General features: G+C 52.3%; 14 protein-coding genes. 5 read left to right on the top strand and 9 right to left on the bottom strand.

What is annotated here, in order from left to right:
• Nucleotides 1-40 precede the first annotated feature (40 nt).
• The 3 genes from ACVL1J_RS13670 to ACVL1J_RS13660 all read left to right on the top strand — a co-directional run bounded on the left by ACVL1J_RS13670 (nt 41) and on the right by ACVL1J_RS13660 (nt 2917).
• A protein-coding gene (locus ACVL1J_RS13670; protein WP_491665393.1) for an IS3 family transposase occupies nt 41-1179 on the top strand; the annotation gives its coding sequence in 2 pieces (ribosomal slippage) (nt 41-275 and nt 275-1179; 1140 coding nt in all).
• A gap of 219 nt (nt 1180-1398) precedes the next feature.
• Nucleotides 1399-2034, top strand: coding sequence for a helix-turn-helix domain-containing protein (locus ACVL1J_RS13665; RefSeq protein ID WP_491665392.1), 636 nt, complete (start codon nt 1399-1401; stop codon nt 2032-2034).
• Nucleotides 2035-2050: 16 nt separating this feature from the next.
• Complete coding sequence (locus ACVL1J_RS13660; RefSeq protein ID WP_491665391.1) at nt 2051-2917, top strand: HNH endonuclease; 867 nt, start codon at nt 2051-2053, stop codon at nt 2915-2917.
• Nucleotides 2918-3209: 292 nt separating this feature from the next.
• Here ACVL1J_RS13660 and ACVL1J_RS13655 read toward each other — a convergent pair whose 3' ends face one another.
• From ACVL1J_RS13655 to ACVL1J_RS13640, 4 genes are all read right to left on the bottom strand, one after another.
• The gene (locus tag ACVL1J_RS13655; RefSeq protein WP_491665390.1) at nt 3210-9254 is read right to left on the bottom strand and encodes an ATP-binding protein; all 6045 of its coding nucleotides are present in this window, start codon (nt 9252-9254) and stop codon (nt 3210-3212) included.
• A 243-nt stretch (nt 9255-9497) separates the two neighbouring features.
• Entirely contained in the window at nt 9498-10793 is a 1296-nt protein-coding gene (locus tag ACVL1J_RS13650) for a Y-family DNA polymerase (RefSeq protein ID WP_491665389.1), read from the bottom strand.
• A complete protein-coding gene (locus ACVL1J_RS13645) occupies nt 10777-11262 on the bottom strand; it encodes a LexA family protein (protein ID WP_491665388.1) in 486 nt (161 codons plus the stop codon). The genes ACVL1J_RS13650 and ACVL1J_RS13645 overlap by 17 nt, the downstream gene beginning before the upstream one ends.
• A gap of 220 nt (nt 11263-11482) precedes the next feature.
• Nucleotides 11483-12343 (bottom strand): MobA/MobL family protein, encoded by an 861-nt coding sequence (locus tag ACVL1J_RS13640; RefSeq protein ID WP_491665387.1) that lies wholly within the window; start codon nt 12341-12343, stop codon nt 11483-11485.
• A 237-nt stretch (nt 12344-12580) separates the two neighbouring features.
• Here ACVL1J_RS13640 and ACVL1J_RS13635 point away from each other — a divergent pair, with 237 nt between their 5' ends.
• On the top strand, nt 12581-13033 hold the full coding sequence (locus ACVL1J_RS13635; RefSeq protein ID WP_105028696.1) for a hypothetical protein: 453 nt from the start codon (nt 12581-12583) through the stop codon (nt 13031-13033).
• Nucleotides 13020-13436 (top strand): hypothetical protein, encoded by a 417-nt coding sequence (locus tag ACVL1J_RS13630; RefSeq protein WP_105028695.1) that lies wholly within the window; start codon nt 13020-13022, stop codon nt 13434-13436. Before ACVL1J_RS13635 ends, ACVL1J_RS13630 begins: the two co-directional genes overlap by 14 nt.
• A 294-nt stretch (nt 13437-13730) precedes the next feature.
• On the opposite strand, the gene ACVL1J_RS13625 is transcribed toward ACVL1J_RS13630, so the two are convergent.
• The 5 genes from ACVL1J_RS13625 to ACVL1J_RS13605 form a co-directional block, all read right to left on the bottom strand.
• Nucleotides 13731-13964, bottom strand: coding sequence for a hypothetical protein (locus ACVL1J_RS13625; RefSeq protein ID WP_105028693.1), 234 nt, complete (start codon nt 13962-13964; stop codon nt 13731-13733).
• Between the two features lie 16 nt (nt 13965-13980).
• Complete coding sequence (locus ACVL1J_RS13620; protein ID WP_341714400.1) at nt 13981-15027, bottom strand: tyrosine-type recombinase/integrase; 1047 nt, start codon at nt 15025-15027, stop codon at nt 13981-13983.
• Entirely contained in the window at nt 15028-15252 is a 225-nt protein-coding gene (locus ACVL1J_RS13615) for a DUF4224 domain-containing protein (RefSeq protein ID WP_371832431.1), read from the bottom strand. It abuts the gene before it with no gap.
• Nucleotides 15253-15341: 89 nt separating this feature from the next.
• The gene (locus ACVL1J_RS13610) at nt 15342-16556 is read right to left on the bottom strand and encodes an AAA family ATPase (protein WP_341714401.1); all 1215 of its coding nucleotides are present in this window, start codon (nt 16554-16556) and stop codon (nt 15342-15344) included.
• A gap of 73 nt (nt 16557-16629) precedes the next feature.
• Entirely contained in the window at nt 16630-16815 is a 186-nt protein-coding gene (locus ACVL1J_RS13605; protein WP_341714402.1) for a hypothetical protein, read from the bottom strand.
• Nucleotides 16816-16819: the final 4 nt, after the last annotated feature.

Genomic DNA, 16819 nt, shown 5'->3' with positions numbered 1-16819 from the left:
CACTTTTTATCCTCACAATATGTGCAAGGAGAAATGTGCAATGCCCAAGATTCAATTCACTGAAGAATTCCGTCAAGAAGCCATCCGTCAAATTGTTGACCGAGGCCGCTCCGTGGCCGAGGTCTCTGCCGCGCTCGGTGTGTCCACCCACAGCTTGTATGCCTGGCTGAAGGAGTTCAAGAAACCTGTCGAAGTATCTGCAGCCGAGGAGGAAGTCAAACGTCTGCAAGCCGAACTTCGTAAAGTCACCGAGGAGCGCGACATCTTAAAAAAGGCCGCCGCGTACTTTGCCAGTCAGTCAAGGTGAGGTACGCATTCATTGCCAGGGAAGAACCCAATCACGCTGTTAGAACCCTTTGCAAGGTAATGAATGTGAACCGCAGTGGCTATTACGCATGGCAGGCCAATCCTAAATCGAAACGCAAGAAACAGGACACTAAATTTCTTGGTCTGATTAAACAGAGCTGGTTGGAAAGCGGTTCCATTTATGGCTATCGCAAAGTGGCGGATGACCTTAGAGACATTGGTGCCCAATGCGGCAAACACCGCGTGTACAGACTGATGAAGCAAGCCAAGCTTGCTTCACAGCGTGGCTACAATCGAAGGCCTTATATGCGTTCTGGTGCCATGGCACAGGCAGCACCGAATCGTCTTGAGCAGAACTTCACAGTGCCCCAGCCCAATCAGGCCTGGGTCACTGACATCACTTGCATCCGCACCCACGAGGGCTGGTTGTATTTGGCCGTGGTGATTGATTTGTTCTCAAGGCAAGTCGTGGGCTGGTCCATGGGTTCAAGAATTGACACTGAGCTGGTTATCAATGCTTTGCTGATGGCGGTTTGGAGACGTAAACCAAAGCAGCAGGTGATTGTGCATTCCGACCAAGGCTGCCAATTCACCAGCAAAGAATGGCAGGACTTTCTGAGCACCAACAAGCTGGTGTGCAGCATGAGCCGACGGGGAAACTGCCACGACAATGCAGTGGCTGAAAGCTTCTTTCAACTGCTCAAGCGGGAAAGAATTCGACGCCGAACCTATGAAAACCGAAATCAGGCCCGAGAAGAAGTCTTTGATTACATCGAGGTGTTTTACAATCGAAAGCGCAGGCACTCGTTCACCAACGGCATGTCGCCTGTCGATTTTGAAAACCAATTTTTAACGAGGCCAACGAGTGTCTAGTTAACTCGGGGCGATTCACGTTCAATGGTTACCTTCCGGCAGATTTCCGGCAAAGGCCAGTTTTTGAACTTCTAAACTTTCAAGTTCAGTCGCCTAGAAAAACAAAAAGCCCAAGAATCAATAGATTCAAGGGCTTCGTACTTTGTACTTACCGAGACATGATTTACAGATTATTCCGGACACATGCTTTACAGTTTTTTGGCATAGGAGGGACCGACTATGCCTTGGAGCGAAAGTACGAAGATGGACGAGAAGCTGAAATTCATTGCTCGGTACCTCGATGGAGAGGGTATTTCAGAGCTTTGCCGGGAGTTTGGTATTTCCCGAGTCACCGGTCATAAGGTGATCTCCCGTTATCGGGAAAGCGGCCTTGAAGCGCTGACTGATCGCAGTCGAAGGCCTGTACGCTTTGCCAATCAATTGCCATTTCAGGTTGAGCAACAGATCATCAAGATCAAGCAACAGTGGCCCCAGTGGGGTGCCCCCAAGATTCGCGAGCGACTGATCAGTCATTTCCCGGATATTTCCACCCCGGCCACCAGCACTGTGCACGCCGTGCTGGACCGTCACGGCCTGGTCAAGACACGCAAGAACCGTCGATACCGCGCTCAAGGCACAGCCTTGAGCGCAGCCAAAAGCCCCAATGATCTGTGGTGCGTTGATTACAAAGGCGAGTTCATGCTGGGCGACAGGCGTTATTGTTATCCGCTGACCATCACTGCTTTTGAGCGCATATTCCGAGAATACGGCTTGCCCCAAGCGATTCGTTCAGACAACGGGGTGCCTTTTTCTTCGGTTCATGCCATTCATGGCTTGAGCAAGCTGTCGGTCTACTGGCTTAGGCTGGGTATCTGACCTTAGCCCACCGAAAATGAAAGAAGGGGAAATATGTGAGTGCTGGATTGGTCCTTTAGGTGAGCAAATATATTGGATTCGTCCTTCAGATGAACGAATGTATTGGTACTCTGGGGGAAACCCAAGAACAGTTAAAAGTGTAAAAACGAGAGCCTACTTCATATGGTCAGAACGCTCTCAAATAAAACCAATAATTACTTGGCTATCTTTCAAAGATGCTTTTAATGGTCGAAAAGTTAGGAAAGTTTCATGCACTTCAGTTAAAGGCGCTAATTTGGCTGAGATTGGCTTCTCAGAGCCAGATGAGTTGGATTTAGAACGAATTACTTACTTCAACGAAAAATGCAGTAACGGTCAAGAGCGAAAAAACCGATTATCAATGTACGTTCGTTATGACATTCGGTTCATGGCTAAACTGGCGATTGGTCTTGGTCATATCTTATTTGGTGAGAAATTCGATAATTCAGGCTATGCCAGAGAACTACATAAAGCTCTTTGGTATAAGGAAGGAGATCCTGAGCCCCGCATAGTGGGTGAGAGCAACCTGAGTCAGGATAGTGAATTTCTAAAAAACGTGTGCGGAATCACGCATGGAGTAACACTAACGATATTGCCCTCTTCAAAATATGTTGTTCTTAACCTCAATCTTGCAAGAAAAATGAATTGGGTTATAGGGATTGCCGAAATCGAAGATGTAAAAGGGTGTGTTGGAGAAGATTTATTGCACGGGTTGTGCGTGCTGTTATTTAAACCGCTTGGCAAGGGTTTCAGACTGTCGTTACCTGAACTAATTGCACACAACTCAAATGAGAAACTTCACCCGAAGCTCGCCGAAGTCGAATCCCATGCTGGTAAGAGTGTAGGTTACTTTGAAAACCTATGAGGAGCCTATCAATCAAATGATCTCAGATAAGGAAAAGGGCTGTCACTTTATCCCACTACTTTTTGCTGCTGAACATGTTAGGCGTTAGGTCTCAAAAGACGGACTGTCTTAACTTGTTGGGAATGTGTATGCCAGTTGAGATATAGGCGGCACCTGTTAGTGTTGACAACGCATTGATTGGGGTTTTGTATGGCGCAAAGCTGTCAAAAAAAGCAGCTATCGAAATAGTGGTGTAAAAAGATAAAGGGAGATTTCACTCTCGCTTCATATCGCTGCTGTGAACCTGCGTGTATTAAAGAACGTAGCTGTTCCTCGCCGTCCTGATAAAAAACTGACCATTGCTTGACTGCTTGATCTGCCTGCTTGCGAAAACATTGATTTCAGCACTCAGTTTCCCATGGATAGAGGCTACCTGTTCGAAGCCTGTAGGCGTCAGAACGAGGTAAGAGCCCTCGCCCCATAAAGATTCTGCTTCAATGTCAACTGGACCAGCGTCACGCCACCAATAGAGCTTTGCAACTACAGCTCCGCTAGCGTCTAGGAAGACGCCTGGTTCTTCGTCATGCATTCGCCAGCGAAGCCTCTTTAGCCAGTTCGGGCACAACGCGAATGAATAGGCTGGTGCATCAAAGCCCATGTCGATAGAGCAAACAATTCTCCTTACCAGCATGGGTGCCAATTCATTGTCGAGGGCGATGTACTTACCTAGCCACACAGCGACTGGCAATCTTTCATAACACTGATCGAAGTCATCTCCATCAATTTGTGCCGAGGGAATCCGAAATCGATGGAAATGATATTCTGCCAAGCGTGGTTTGAAGATCTTCCAGCGCGACACCTCAGCCACGATCTTACCAATATGGTGGGCAGGGAAAGGGGCAACGTCACCTTCGACTTCATCAACCCACTTCTGCTCTCGCTCGGACCAACCCACACTTAGGTCAATCAGAGGCATTCGAATCCATCCCGGACGCACTCGCGGCAGCTGCGGCGGACGTGGTGGAAGGGGGCAACCCAAACTCTCCAACAGCGTCGGCATGTCGCGGCCTTTTAGCTTACCGGCCAGCCGCAGTTCTCCCGCAACGTGGCGAAGGGCGGCAATGGCTATATAGGCGTGGGGCTTCAGGTAGGTGATCTGCATATCGAGGGCGCGAAGCTGAGCCTCAAGCCTTTTGACGCCTGAGGGTCCGAATGCTTCGAGTCCCCCCCAATCCTGGATGAACAGCGCCGCGCGCCGGCGGACTGTCATCTCTTCAATGCCTGCCGACTTCGCAATGTGACGTGCGGTCGAGCGCAGCATCTCGGTCCAGCCAAGCGGCGACTCGACGCGCATAGCGCCAGTTCTATCGTCCATGAATGCCTGGTCGCCCTCTGGCTGGTGCTCGAGTTCGAGGCGATAAAAGAGCGGCAGTGGCTTCCCGTCCAAGGTGACAGTCAGCCCCCACCGATGCGACAAGAGTGCTGCTGACTCTGCTACCGCGATGTCAGGGTGATTGACCAACGCAGCCACGGCGCTGCCCAACTCGGGTGCAAGGTCCGCGCTGTCAGCAGCCAGCAACGTTCCGAGCGCCTGTAAGGGGGCATCTAAATCGCCGGCTATAAGTCGCCGCATAAGGGAGTTGAACAGAGATTGACCGAGTCCGGCTTGCCTTGACAAGCTCAGCGTGCAATTGCGTGCGTGTCGCTGAACTTCTGAAACGGGCAGCCGATAAGCAAAGTGCAGCAAATCCTCCAGAAGTTCCGTGTCGCTGAATGGTAGCTCGCTCGGTTGGAAGGGTCGCCCCAGCTTGAACTCGCGAGTGCAGGCCATCTGCTCCTCAAGTACCGACCAGATAGCCGGCCAATCCGGCGTCGCGCTGATTACCGGCAGTATCGAATCCAGCTCTGTCAGCAACGATTGCGTGTTTTCTTGGCCGGCCACTACTGAATCGACAATGTTCTCGAAGGCAGCGGGGGACGTGCCCGGCCCCTCCAGTAGCTTCTTCGCCTCAAAGTAGAGGAACTTGCCGCCACCCATCCACTGGCTCCAGGAACTCCACGGGTCCTTGCTCGTCTCGTAGCCTTGCATCAGCAACTTGGCGTACTCGACGTCACCCGCCGCAGCAAACCCCTTCACCATCAGGAAGCGGCAGCGCGCGTTGTCCTGCAAAACCTGCCAGCGATCAAACATCCTCCGCGCTAGATGAAGCGGAGCTGTCTCGACTAGATCTCTGAAACGGTACGGGGCGTTGTAGTTCAGCTCGTCGCCATCCGTTTCAAACGCGCGCTCAAGCTCCTCAAGAGTAGCTTCCGAGTCGTACTTGCTGGGCGTAGACGAGTGTCGAGGTTCCGGCGCTTCTGACGTCCACCGGGCTACAGCGGCTTCGAGTTCGGCGAACGAGAAACTATGTTTTCCGACAGCCGTGCGAAGGCGCTGGAGCAGCGCGACCCTTTCGTGCGCTCTGCTGGCAACCTCGACGGCTCCCAACAGCATCAGAGCGAGTGGTTCAATCTGGCCAGGGCCGGCAGCGTCCACGGCGACTTCGATGAAGTCGCCGATGTGGTACGGGTCCCGGTAGTACGGTTCCATGTAGAACGGCAGGCACAGCCCGCACCAGACGGTCGCGCAAGTCAAGACGAACTCAGGGCTTCGCCGGACCATCCCAGTCATAAGCAGGTCGACGCGGTTCGGCCAGCCAATTAGATGCCAATCCCCCAGTGTCTTTGATACCTCGAAGCCGAAGCGAGGTCTGACCAGCATCGCTTCCTCAATGAGCGACATAGTCAGGCGATGTGCGGCCGACGAGCCTTCCGTTTCGATCATGCCACCGACTTGACGCATCAAGTTTGAGATCCGCTTGACACGATTCTCCGGGTCCGCAGCGTTCGCAAGGACCAGGATGTCTCGCCAGATTACGTACTGCGGATCCTTTTTGGGTGCCAGCGCGTAGCCAAGGCATTGCTCGGGGACCGTCGCCAGCAATTGTTTCGCCCGCGCTACTCCCCCGACCGCAGCTAACGCGATGGCCAGATCCGCCAACCCGTCGATATGCTCGCTTGGCGTACTCTCTTGAAGCTCCGCCACGAGGGCGTTGAGCCGCTCGACGGCCGCCCCCCTGTCGCCGTCAACCCGATACGCATCGACGGCCAATCTGCGTCGCAGGTACGTAGTCCCCCCCAGCGTCGATGCGGCGATGGCTGCGTCAATTTCTCGAAGTACTGCGCGGTACTCATCTTCGCCACACTTTGCGCCAAGCCTCAGCAGCGCTTGCGCGAGCACGGGGACTGCTTTGAAGGCCTGCTGAATGAGATATGACTCGCTGCCGCCTTGTGATTTCAAACGCAGGATGTACCCAAGGGCAACGCGAGCTTCTTCCTGGATGCTGCCAACCGGCACGGTCGCGTTGTCGACGGCGACGCGACCTAGCAGCACGCCTATCGCCGAGGCGTGCTGCTGGACCGGATGAAGGAACGTGTGCTTCGACGGTGTCGCGCTCGGCAGCGGCTTATTGAGAAGGGTGCAAAGCCTCGCGTGATGCATCACCGCGCCGACCAGATCACCCAGCCCAGCTAGGTCTGTCTCGTCATCGCACATGGAGATCATCGGTGCAACCAGCTTGTCGAACAGGGCCTCGGCTAGATCACGACGGTTAACTTCGAATGCAATCAGTGCTATCCGGCGGCGGTAGCCGTTGGGTACGTCTCCGAAACCAGGAAGGGCGGCGGCAAAATCAAAAAGGGTAATCGCTTGCGCAACGTCGCCACGCCGGCTAGCCATAAGCCCTGCGTAAACCATCACGGACGGCTTATCTTCGTCGGCTACCTCGAGCTTGCTACAGATTTCTTGCGGATCGGCTCCAACCTTCTGAAGAAGCAGTGCCTCGGCTGCTTCCCTCCTCAAATGCTGGCGCAGCGCGACGCTAGTTTCTGGATCCACCGTTTCGGGCTGGCGTAGCCCCTCTGCGACGAGGTGGTCAATTGCTGTTCGGATCTGCTCGGTATCTCGGAAGTGGACGGCGCGCCTTGCCCATCTTTCGAATTCCTTGATGTTGTAGTCGTTCCCGTGGTTCTGGAACTTGGACGTATGGAGCTGCGCTAGTGGCTCAAGGCTTTCAAACAGCTCCCTTGCTCGCTCGAAGTCGCCTCGCGCCAACAGGACATCGACAACCTCATAGCCCTGGCTGGGGAAGGACTGCACGAAAGAGAGCGCTGAATCAATATCCCCGACCGCCAGCATCGCCAGCGGCAACTGCTCGGCATATTCAAGGGCTGTTTCGCGCCGGCCCACTTCGTCACGACATAGCAGCAGCCGCGTGAAGGCGGTCGCATCATGCGTTCCACGCACTGCCAGCAGAGCCAGCCGGATGTCGGCATGGATCTCTGCGATAGAACGCCCATTAGCCATTTGCTGTCTGAAGCGAGCGGGCATCGCCAGCGCAAGTACATCGGCACCGTCGCCGGCACGGGCGCGGTAGCGAAGCTCAAGCCACCGCTGAGCCGAGTCGTGCGGCGCGTTCTTCGCCAGCTCGGCGAGGTCACGGTACACGCGCTGAGAGTATTCGGCGTCGACGCTTCCGAGGCGGGTTCGCGGTTGAGCGATGACGAATAGCCTGAAGCTGTTGTGGAAGACGCTCCATCCATGGAGTGAATTGCGGAGCAGGTGCCGTGCAACGAACAGGGCGCGCTCAATCGCGGACTCCTTGACCACCGTTGCCAGCAGCCGCAGATCCATTGGCGCTTCGGCCCGGGCGATGAAGCCCAGTACGTCCATGGCATCACTGTCGCTTGCGATTTCGCGCCAGGCAGCGGTGTAAACGGTCTCAATGTCACCTTCGAACGGCATCCCGCCACTGAGAAGGTGCTTGCGGCTGGCTTCGTCGGCGTGTAACAGCGCCTGAATCAAGTAGCGCGTTGCCAGCGGGTGGCCCTGCGTGAGATTGCTCAGGTCCAATCTAGGAATCTCGGCAGGCAGGCCGAGCGCATCTGCCATCCGGGCGATCTCCTCGCGGCCGAGACGCCCCATGAGAACCTGTCGCTCGCTCTTCTCCGCTTGCTCTTTTACGGCCGGCTTCAGATTAGCAAGATCCAGCCGCTGCGTGCCGAGCACGAACACAACCCCGTTAGGGATAGCCGCGGGAAGAGGCAACTCGCCCAGAAGCGAATTGGTCGGCCTCTCCTCGCGAGGCACATGGTCGAGCCCGTCGACGACGATGATTGTTCGTATCCCATCGCGGTTGAAGCGTTCGCCAGCCTGCCGCACCAAGACTCCGAATTGTTCGCGGCGCTCATGCAGCGAGTCATCGCGGAGACGAAGTCCAACCAAACCGCTGTTGCGCAGCTGCGTGCCGACGTCGATCAGGAAGTTGTCAGCCTCCCCGCGACCAACGCCTTGAGCAGCGCCTGGCACGTACGCCAAGTAGCGAACGAGCCGGACATTTGCTTCAGTGGCCAGCGCAACCTGCAGGAGGGTTGATTTCCCTGAGCCAGGTGGTCCTATGAGTGAGACGTAGCCCTGGTCTACGGCATGCAGCGCGGCCAGCAGCTTGACCTCAGTGTCGCGGTTGCGCTGGACATAGGCGCCTACCGGGAACCGATGAATAAGCAACGTCTTGGCGGGATCGCGCCAGCCAAGCTCACGAAGCAGCTCGTCACGCGTCCACCTGTCCTTGTCGCGTACATCGGCGACCAGCTTGGGCAGTACGCTGGCAATCTCGGATGCCTGTCGGGCCTGCTCCGCGTTTAGCTTGTGCGACTGGATGAAGTCGGCCGCAGCTCCGTACACCACACGAAGGCTGTGCAAGAACTTTTCGAAGTCGTCAGCGCCTAGGCCAGCTTTACTGCGAAGGTTGTCGATCAGGCGACTCCATTTTGGCGTGCACCAATCGGCTATCGGCCGACTCCGATGCTGCTGGAGCTCTTCAAGAAATGCCGCGCTGTGGGGCGGCGTGCCGTCGCCTGGCTTGTCAGTGATCGACGGAAAGTCATTGACAACCAGGCGAATCTCGACCTGGCTTCCCGGGTTGTCCTTGCTTAGGCATTGCCAAGCATGAACCAGGGGCTTCAATAGGCCGTTGGCGCCAGTAAACAGGGTCTCAACAGTGAAGGTGCTAGGGAACTTGGAAGTCTTGAACTGGTGGCCGACCACCAAGCGATCGAAGCCGAGTACCAGGTCGTCGGCAATGCCCGCGTTTCGGTCGGCGACGCCGATCCACAGCAACTCGTCGCGCTCCAGCGCTGAGTAGATTGCAGCGCCAGCCTGCTCATATTGGCCGACATAGCCACGGATTGCTCTGCGTTCACCTTCCGCCGGTGCCGCTACGGGAGTCCCATCAGTGGATCGATTCTTTTTCTTGGGCATATTCGGAACGATAGAATTGAATTCGGTAGTTGACGCAAACCGGGGAAAACCTGCTTTGGCATAACCTAAGGCATTTAACCATATAAGATACATCCTGCTGAATCACTGAACAGCGTTCTAAAATGAAGCTTGGACCGACCCGATAGAAACGGTTATTGGCAAAGTCGATGGTAATTGACTCGAAAATAACTGTTATCGGACGTCTTGGATTGCAAAGGTGAGTCCACTAAGGCCGAAAAGCGCTCAACTCGTGATCGGCGTCTCACCCCAACATGTCGTGTACTTCGGGCTTCTGTTCCCACACCTCATCGCCCAAGTTCTGTCGAATCCGCTAGAAGCTGTAATCAAGGAATCTCGTCCAAACCTGACATTGATTTCATCCAGTGCTTTCATCAGTTTTGCAGACTTTTCCTGCCCTGCTGTATCCGCAAACAGATCATGCTGATAACTCGCTTTTTCAGTTAAGCCCGTTAACATCACACCCACTTTTTTGTACACAAAGCCAGGCTTGAACAAATGCTTAATCACCTGCACAGCAAGGTCTGAAATCAATCGTGTGTCGTCAGTTGGAATCCCGAACGACACATGGTGATTGGCACTGTATTGCGCAGCCCTCGGATCAAACGGATTGGTACGAAGAAACACATACAAACCACCCGCCAGTGATTGCTGTGCACGCAGTTTCTGGGCCGCCCTTTCTACATAAGCGGAAATGGCTTCACACAAATGCGCAACCTCGGTAACGGGTTGCCCAAAACTTTTCGAACTCATAATTTGCTGCTTGTCCGGTGCAACATCTTCCAGTTCCAGGCACGGCAGGCCCCGCAGTTCTTGGCAGGTTCGTTCCATCACCACATTGAAGTGTTTGCGAATTTCAGCAGGCTTGGCGTTGCGAAGATCAAGCACCGTGTAAATGCCCATGTCATTCAAACGCGCAGCCACGCGCCGCCCTACTCCCCACACTTCGCCCACATCAATTGCGGCCATCAGTTTCACGCGCTCGGGTCGTGGAATGTCATGCAGGTCGCACACGCCATTGAAATGCGGCATTTTCTTGGCCATGTGGTTGGCCAACTTGGCCAGGGTTTTGGTGGGGCCAATGCCCACACACACAGGCAAGCCCAACCATTGGCGCATACGCTCGCGCATTTGTTGCCCCATGGCTGTGGCCGATAGGTAAAGCTTCAGTACCGATTCAATTTGCAGAAAACTTTCATCAACGCTGTACACTTCGGTGTCCGGGCAAAAGGTAGAAAGCACATCCACCGCCCGTTGGCTCATGTCGCCATACAGGGTGTAGTTCGATGAATACGCCAAAATTCCATGTTGTTTAGCAAGGTCTTTTAACTTGTGCCAGGGTTCGCCCATTTTTACGCCGAGGGCTTTGGCCTCGGCACTGCGGGCAACAGCACAGCCGTCGTTATTGGACAGCACCACCATGGGCACGCCTTCAAGCTTGGGGTTAAAAACCCGCTCGCAAGACACATAAAAATTATTTACATCAACCAGCGCAAAAACTGGGTCAGCTTTGGGTACCATAGCGGCGCGCTACTCCCACAACCACACCCCAAATCTCCAGCTCGCTACCCTCTTTAAATACAATGGGTTGGTAGTTCGGGTTTTCTGGCCGCAATTCCACTTTCGAAGCAGTTTTATAAAGCCGCTTGATGGTGTACTCACCATTTACCACCGCCACCACGATGTCTTTGCTTTTGGGGTTCACTGATCGGTCAACAATCACCTTGTCGCCTTCCACAATGCCTGCATTAATCATTGAATCACCTTTCACGGTGAACATGAAGGAAGCAGGTTTGTTGCGAACCAAGTAATCGTTCAGGTCCAACCCATCTTCCGCATAATCAGCCGCAGGCGAAGGAAACCCGGCAGACAGACTGTGCAACACCAAGCGCATCCTATGACTTTTCGCCCCTTGAACAATTGAACCTGGGGACTGTGACAAGGTGCCGATAGAATGCTTGAATACAGGGCTTGAAGAATTTTTGGCCATTACGAAACTCACATTATATTTACTGTATATATAATCAGTATACCGTCACGGTCAAAATTTATTCAATGCCCATCTAAAAGCACCCCAAAATCCTTAGCAACTCTTCAATTCCAAGACTGCAATACTCGAATAGCAACTTAATTTATCTTTAATCACGTGTGCAACATCTTGCCCAGAAGTGCCGCCAAGAGTAGCTCATCTGCGCAAAATGAGCGGCAGGTTACATGCTCATTCCTAGGCTTGGTTTTGTGAATTCTGGCTGCTTGAGAAACTCGTCGAAGTCGGCTTCGGTCAATGTACGATTGTGCTCAGCAATTCGCTGGTTCAATTCAGCGGTTGCGTTTGGTAGGCCGCGCTTAGTCGCCCAATGCCCCTTTTGCCCCAGTGGAATCGTTGGAATCTCAGGTGATCCACGACGCCTCGCCGACTTCGAATGCATGAACAGGTCAATTCCTGCCTCCCTAGCCTTCGCATTGATCATATTTGCCACCTCCGTTCTGATCTTCTCGATCTCGACTCGGCCGGTTCTGCCATCGTCTAGAACCCTTGTTTTTTTGTCAAACCCGCGTGGGGTCATTTCTCTTGTTGAAAATAAAATGTGCGTGTGCCAATTTTGGTTATGAAAAAATCCGGGTGCACTTTGCATGGGTACTGCGTGCTGCCCTTTGAGTTTGAAAAGCTCCTCCGCCGAAAAAATCTTTGGCTCATGAATGTCCGCTTGAACAACCACCTTGTATTGCTTAACCAGGTAGTGCGCAATTTCCGCAACCAATAGAGCACGTTCTTCATAGGAAAATTCTGCGGGCAAAGAAATCATAAGCTCACGGGCCAAGCGGCTATTTTTTCGCGTGTCTGCCTTGGCTGCTGCGTTCCACACTTTTTCTGGGTACAAAGCCCAACCCGGGGAATTCTTTGGGGCCGTTATGTAACTGAAGCAAACATCTTTTCGATGCGAATAATCGTAAGTCTTCCCTGTTTCCGCATCGGTGATTTTTTGACCTGCTCGATAGGCTGAGCGCTGCACAATCGAAGCCCCGTCAGACCTTGAAACAACATTTATTTGGCACTTAAAGTTCTTCACGTTAATACTCCAAAAGGTAGTTTGCGTATCTGAAACAAGAGCAAATTGGTGTGGTCGCGTACGTTCAGATCAAGAAATATTTCAGAACAACAGATCACTGCATGTTTTGCATGGTTGCGTTCTTCAACTTGTTCTCAAGAATAAATCTCACTGCTTTTTTAACCTAGTAATTCGTTTACCTCAAAAGCACTGTGTTCTAAATTTAGTGCTCAAAGCCATAACTAAAGAAGGAAAAAAATGCGAACAGCACAACAACGACTTGCTGAAATTGAACGCAAACAAATTCTCTTAATTAAAAAAGCACGTATCGAAGAGACAAGAAAAACTCAAAAAGTGGGCGAGTTCGTACGCGAGCACATGCCGAATGTTGAAGCAAGCCAAGAGTTCCTTGCTTGGTTGCGGACAGACATTGACAAGGCATTATTCGGCGTCACCATCGACAAAAGGGAGCGCATGCCACGGGGCGAGAAGGCTTCGAGTGGGCAAAAGCACGAAGAGGTCAAGCCCAAAAGCATGGAGCCAAAGGTTGCAAATAAAAACAGACCCAGTTTTGCAACGGAAGCCAGCCTCAAGGGGCTTCCAGAAGAGGTTCAGGTCAAGGTAGCAGCGATGACAAAAAAGCCTGAGCCGAGCCCACTGACTGGCGGTGCAGGTGACTTTTTAAGGAACAGGCTCAATGGACAAATCTAAGCTGGCCAACATCGCATTACTGAAGCAAGCTGTTGGCGAAGCAAAAGGCCTTGGCGTTCCCGAAAGTCCAATTAGATATGATGAAGACGATTTTAATTGTCTGTTTGCCTGGGAAATTTCGAACGCAATTGCGTTTGATTGGGCCAAAAGGACCCTCACCGAAATTGATAGGGACTTCATTTTTGGCGTGGGCTTGAAAGATACAAAAAGAGGACTAGTTGAAGCTGCGGCAGTAGACTTGCTAGAAGTTATAGAGGCCGAATCCTTTGATGAGCTTGCTGACTTGCGAGATGGTCGCCAGTATGAGCTGCATGGGCTGACGAAGTTCGGGGATGATGATTTTGTTTTTAATCCAGCATGCCACCAAATGGCAGCCATCGTTTTATACCGCAAGCAACTTTAATCAATGAGCTCGCAACCCACGCCCACTTGGGTGATCCCCAGGTGGGCCATCACATGGGACCAAGTGCCCTCACAGCTTCTACAGAACACCAAAATTGTAGCCCGCATACCCTCCTCGCCCTTTGAATCCTGAATTCCACTTAGTGTCCGGGAGAGGTCTAGGCTTGAGCAGAATGGGCACATGTAGGAATGGTGTAGCAGCCGTTCCTTCATGATCTCAAAGGCGTCAGGTGGAAGATCTGGATCGATGTTCATGACTAAGTTTTCTAAAAAATCCCACTGTGGGATTTATTGATCAAGCGGCCTTTTTCAAAATATGAAGAGGTCTTACTAGAGTCAACAAGCGAGCTGATTCTGCAAATAGAGCCCGTAGTTGGTCGCCATCGACCCCAAGCCCCGCCCCAATGTTTTGTACTTCATTGCTGGCAGCCAGATAATCAAAAAAGGAGACTAGCTCAACATGTGAGCCACCGACCACCGCCAAACCAGTGTGCGTGTTTTCAATCACCTTGATCGCTTCTACCATCATGTAAGACCTCTTGATGTTACTTGGTGGGCTTGACTGCATCACCACGACGCTGCCTAGTGTAATGTTCGGTCATGCTCAATGCGGCATGGCCAAGTTGCCTTTGGGCTTGCCTAATATCCCCAGTGGCTTCGGTGGTATCGGTCGCCGCCTTAGCCCGCAAATCCCTAAACTGGAACCCTTTAATATCCACCCCAGCGGCAGCCCTGGCCTTGGTGAAGCGCCCTTTCAGTGCGCCCTCAGTCAGCTTACTGCCTGTTTCAGTGACGAGCAAATACTGGTGGATCACGTTTTTGACCCGCCGGTAGGCCTGAATCTCTTCGACTAACACCTTGAGCTCACCAACAATTTCGATCCTCAGCTTTTTGCCGGTTTTTGACTGCTCAAAATGAAGAAAGCCATCTCGAATGTCCCCGGCGGTGGCCGAAAGCACGTCACCTGGGCGCTGGCCAGTGAGGTAAGCCAACTTCATTGCAAACCTGGTGGGCTGGTCAGCTTCTTTTAACACCGCCTCAAATGCATCGTCTTCAACGTAAACAGTTGCGCGCCCTGTCTCTGAGTAACCCTTGATCCCCTTTACTGGGTTCTCAGCGTCCGTCATGCCAACGCTTCGGGCGAAGTTGAACATATGCGAAAACAAGGCTTTTTCACGATTAGCGCGCACGTGGCCTTTGCCATCTTTTGTCCTTTGGTCCAAGTACTGCCTGACATGAAGAGGCCGGATTTGATCAAGTGGAGCTGGTGGCTTTCCAAAAAACTTCTTCAGGTTCTCAATTTCTTTGAGGTTATCCTGGCGTGTGCGTGGCGCCTTGGTAGGGAGCACATCCTTCACGTACCGGTGAACCAGGTCAATAAAGGTAGGCCCCTCATCTTTAATGACCAGAACGCCGCTATATTGCTTTTCGAGCTCAGCCCATCGTTCCACCGCCTTCAAATAATCGGTTCCCAAGGCCACTTCTTTGCGTGGGCGACCACCCAAGTCATAGGCGTAGTAGTCCGTGCCATTTTTAGTCCGCTTTCTCAGCCTGGGCGGCAAGTTGTTATTCTTGTACGCGGTGCGGCCCATTTACATAACTCCAGGCTGCCAGGTTGCTTTTTGAGCGGCCGGCGGTGGCGAAACACGAGTTGACTCAAAGTAGGAACGGGCCACAATGGGCCTGCCCCTGGCGTTCTGAATAAAAGGAATGCCAGCATTACGCAGGAAAGCACACTGCAGCTCATGCTTGGTTAGGCCGCTTCTTCCAACACCAATGCCACTTAGCTCAACCATTTCTTCTTCGGACAAAAACATCTAGGCCTCTTTTTTCAATCACATGAAAATAAATTAGCTTTAAAAATTACACCTGTGTAAAAAAACAGGGGTTTTAGGCAACTATATTTTCATGAACGAAATTCCGACTTCAAACCAAGCCGCTTTACGTCGATCAGGTTGACCTCTTCAGCGCTGTTTCGAAGGGCGCGTGCGGCCAATCTGCGTAGGTCTGCATTGATCTGGCGAAGGGATCGGGTTGAGACGTTCAAGGCCTCAAGAGCCTTGCTATCAAACGCTACTGGCAACTTAGCGGCCATCATTTGAATGATTTTTAGCTGCTGTTCCGGCGTAGGACGGGACACATGAATGACTTCACAGCGATCCAAAATCGCGGAGTCCATGCCGGCGGTGGAGTTGCAAGCAAGGATCTTGATCCATCCGCTTAGGTCCATTTCGTGCTCAAAGTAGAGGTCCTTAAACCGCCTGGATTGATCCAGGTCCAAAAGCTCAAGCAAAACTGGCTCAATTGGGTAATGGCGATTGTCTGGATTTCCTTTATTCGCTTCGTCGCAGAAAAATACGCCAGCATGGGCATTTGTGCGTGCAATCTCAAAAATGAAATTGGATGGCTTACCTTTGTTCCAGGTCGAGTTTGAGCCCGTTAATGCCCATGGTGCGTCGGCGGTGGCGCAAGAAAAATTAATAAATGGTGCCCCTGTGATTTGCGAAATCGAATTCGCAAAATGGGTTTTGCCAATACCTGGCGAACCAACTAGAAGCATTGGCCGCGGCGATGGCTTTTCCTGCTTAGCGGACAAAATCAATTCGCTACAAAGGAAATCGATCGCCTGCCCCATAGCTGGGTGGCTTTCGGTCAAGATTTCTTCCAGCACCGCAAAGCGCGGGTCATACTGATTTTTGTAAATCGATTTTTGCTTGCCAGCAACTCTGGCCAAGGATTTCAATTTTTTGAAAAATGCAGACTCTTCGTCGTGCATGGTCTCTCGGTCACGACTTAGTACGTTTTGCAACAGGTGCCATTCTGGCAGACGAAACTCAGCAGGCGTTTCGTCGTGGTCGAACTTTTCCTCGGGCTCTTCGGGCTCTTCATCTTTTACAGGCAGTCCCGCTTTATTCAGTTCCTCGACAAGCGGGTCCCGCTTCTTTTTTACATCGGCAAACTGCTCCACAATTTGCAATTGCTTGGCCAATTTTTCGGGCACGATTAAGGAAAAGTCGCCGGAATGGTGCATTTTGTAAATTTGGTGCCATGCCATGTAAGTCATACCACCGTGTACCCGATACCAACTCAATGGCCCATTTTTCTCTTCAAAATTGGACATTTAAAACTCCAAGCAAAAAGGGGCCTAAGCCCCTGGCGGTGGGGCTAAGAAATTCGTTGGCGGTGGGGATTATTTAGCGGACGAAGTGTTCAATCAGCCCGGCCTGTGCAAGCTGAGCGTTTTGAAGCAGTTGATCAGCCAAGTTTTCAACGGAACAAATTGCTTCAAATGTGATGCGGGTCATAATGGTTTTTTTGTAATACATCAGGTCAAAACCAATGTCTGTCGCGTCAGCGCGGTCAAATTTTGAACAAGCCATCATG

Source organism: Limnobacter sp. G6BE5S (assembly GCF_058448965.1).
This window is presented reverse-complemented; position numbering and strand designations above follow the sequence as displayed.

What these genes read in the sequence shown, in the direction of transcription:
- ACVL1J_RS13665 (WP_491665392.1), top strand. Translation starts at nt 1,399, where the DNA reads ATGCCTTGGAGCGAAAGTACGAAGATGGACGAGAAGCTGAAATTCATT.
- ACVL1J_RS13660 (WP_491665391.1), top strand. Translation starts at nt 2,051, where the DNA reads ATGAAAGAAGGGGAAATATGTGAGTGCTGGATTGGTCCTTTAGGTGAG.
- ACVL1J_RS13655 (WP_491665390.1), bottom strand. Translation starts at nt 9,254, where the DNA reads ATGCCCAAGAAAAAGAATCGATCCACTGATGGGACTCCCGTAGCGGCA.
- ACVL1J_RS13650 (WP_491665389.1), bottom strand. Translation starts at nt 10,793, where the DNA reads ATGGTACCCAAAGCTGACCCAGTTTTTGCGCTGGTTGATGTAAATAAT.
- ACVL1J_RS13645 (WP_491665388.1), bottom strand. Translation starts at nt 11,262, where the DNA reads ATGGCCAAAAATTCTTCAAGCCCTGTATTCAAGCATTCTATCGGCACC.
- ACVL1J_RS13635 (WP_105028696.1), top strand. Translation starts at nt 12,581, where the DNA reads ATGCGAACAGCACAACAACGACTTGCTGAAATTGAACGCAAACAAATT.
- ACVL1J_RS13630 (WP_105028695.1), top strand. Translation starts at nt 13,020, where the DNA reads ATGGACAAATCTAAGCTGGCCAACATCGCATTACTGAAGCAAGCTGTT.
- ACVL1J_RS13625 (WP_105028693.1), bottom strand. Translation starts at nt 13,964, where the DNA reads ATGATGGTAGAAGCGATCAAGGTGATTGAAAACACGCACACTGGTTTG.
- ACVL1J_RS13620 (WP_341714400.1), bottom strand. Translation starts at nt 15,027, where the DNA reads ATGGGCCGCACCGCGTACAAGAATAACAACTTGCCGCCCAGGCTGAGA.
- ACVL1J_RS13615 (WP_371832431.1), bottom strand. Translation starts at nt 15,252, where the DNA reads ATGTTTTTGTCCGAAGAAGAAATGGTTGAGCTAAGTGGCATTGGTGTT.
- ACVL1J_RS13610 (WP_341714401.1), bottom strand. Translation starts at nt 16,556, where the DNA reads ATGTCCAATTTTGAAGAGAAAAATGGGCCATTGAGTTGGTATCGGGTA.
- ACVL1J_RS13605 (WP_341714402.1), bottom strand. Translation starts at nt 16,815, where the DNA reads ATGGCTTGTTCAAAATTTGACCGCGCTGACGCGACAGACATTGGTTTT.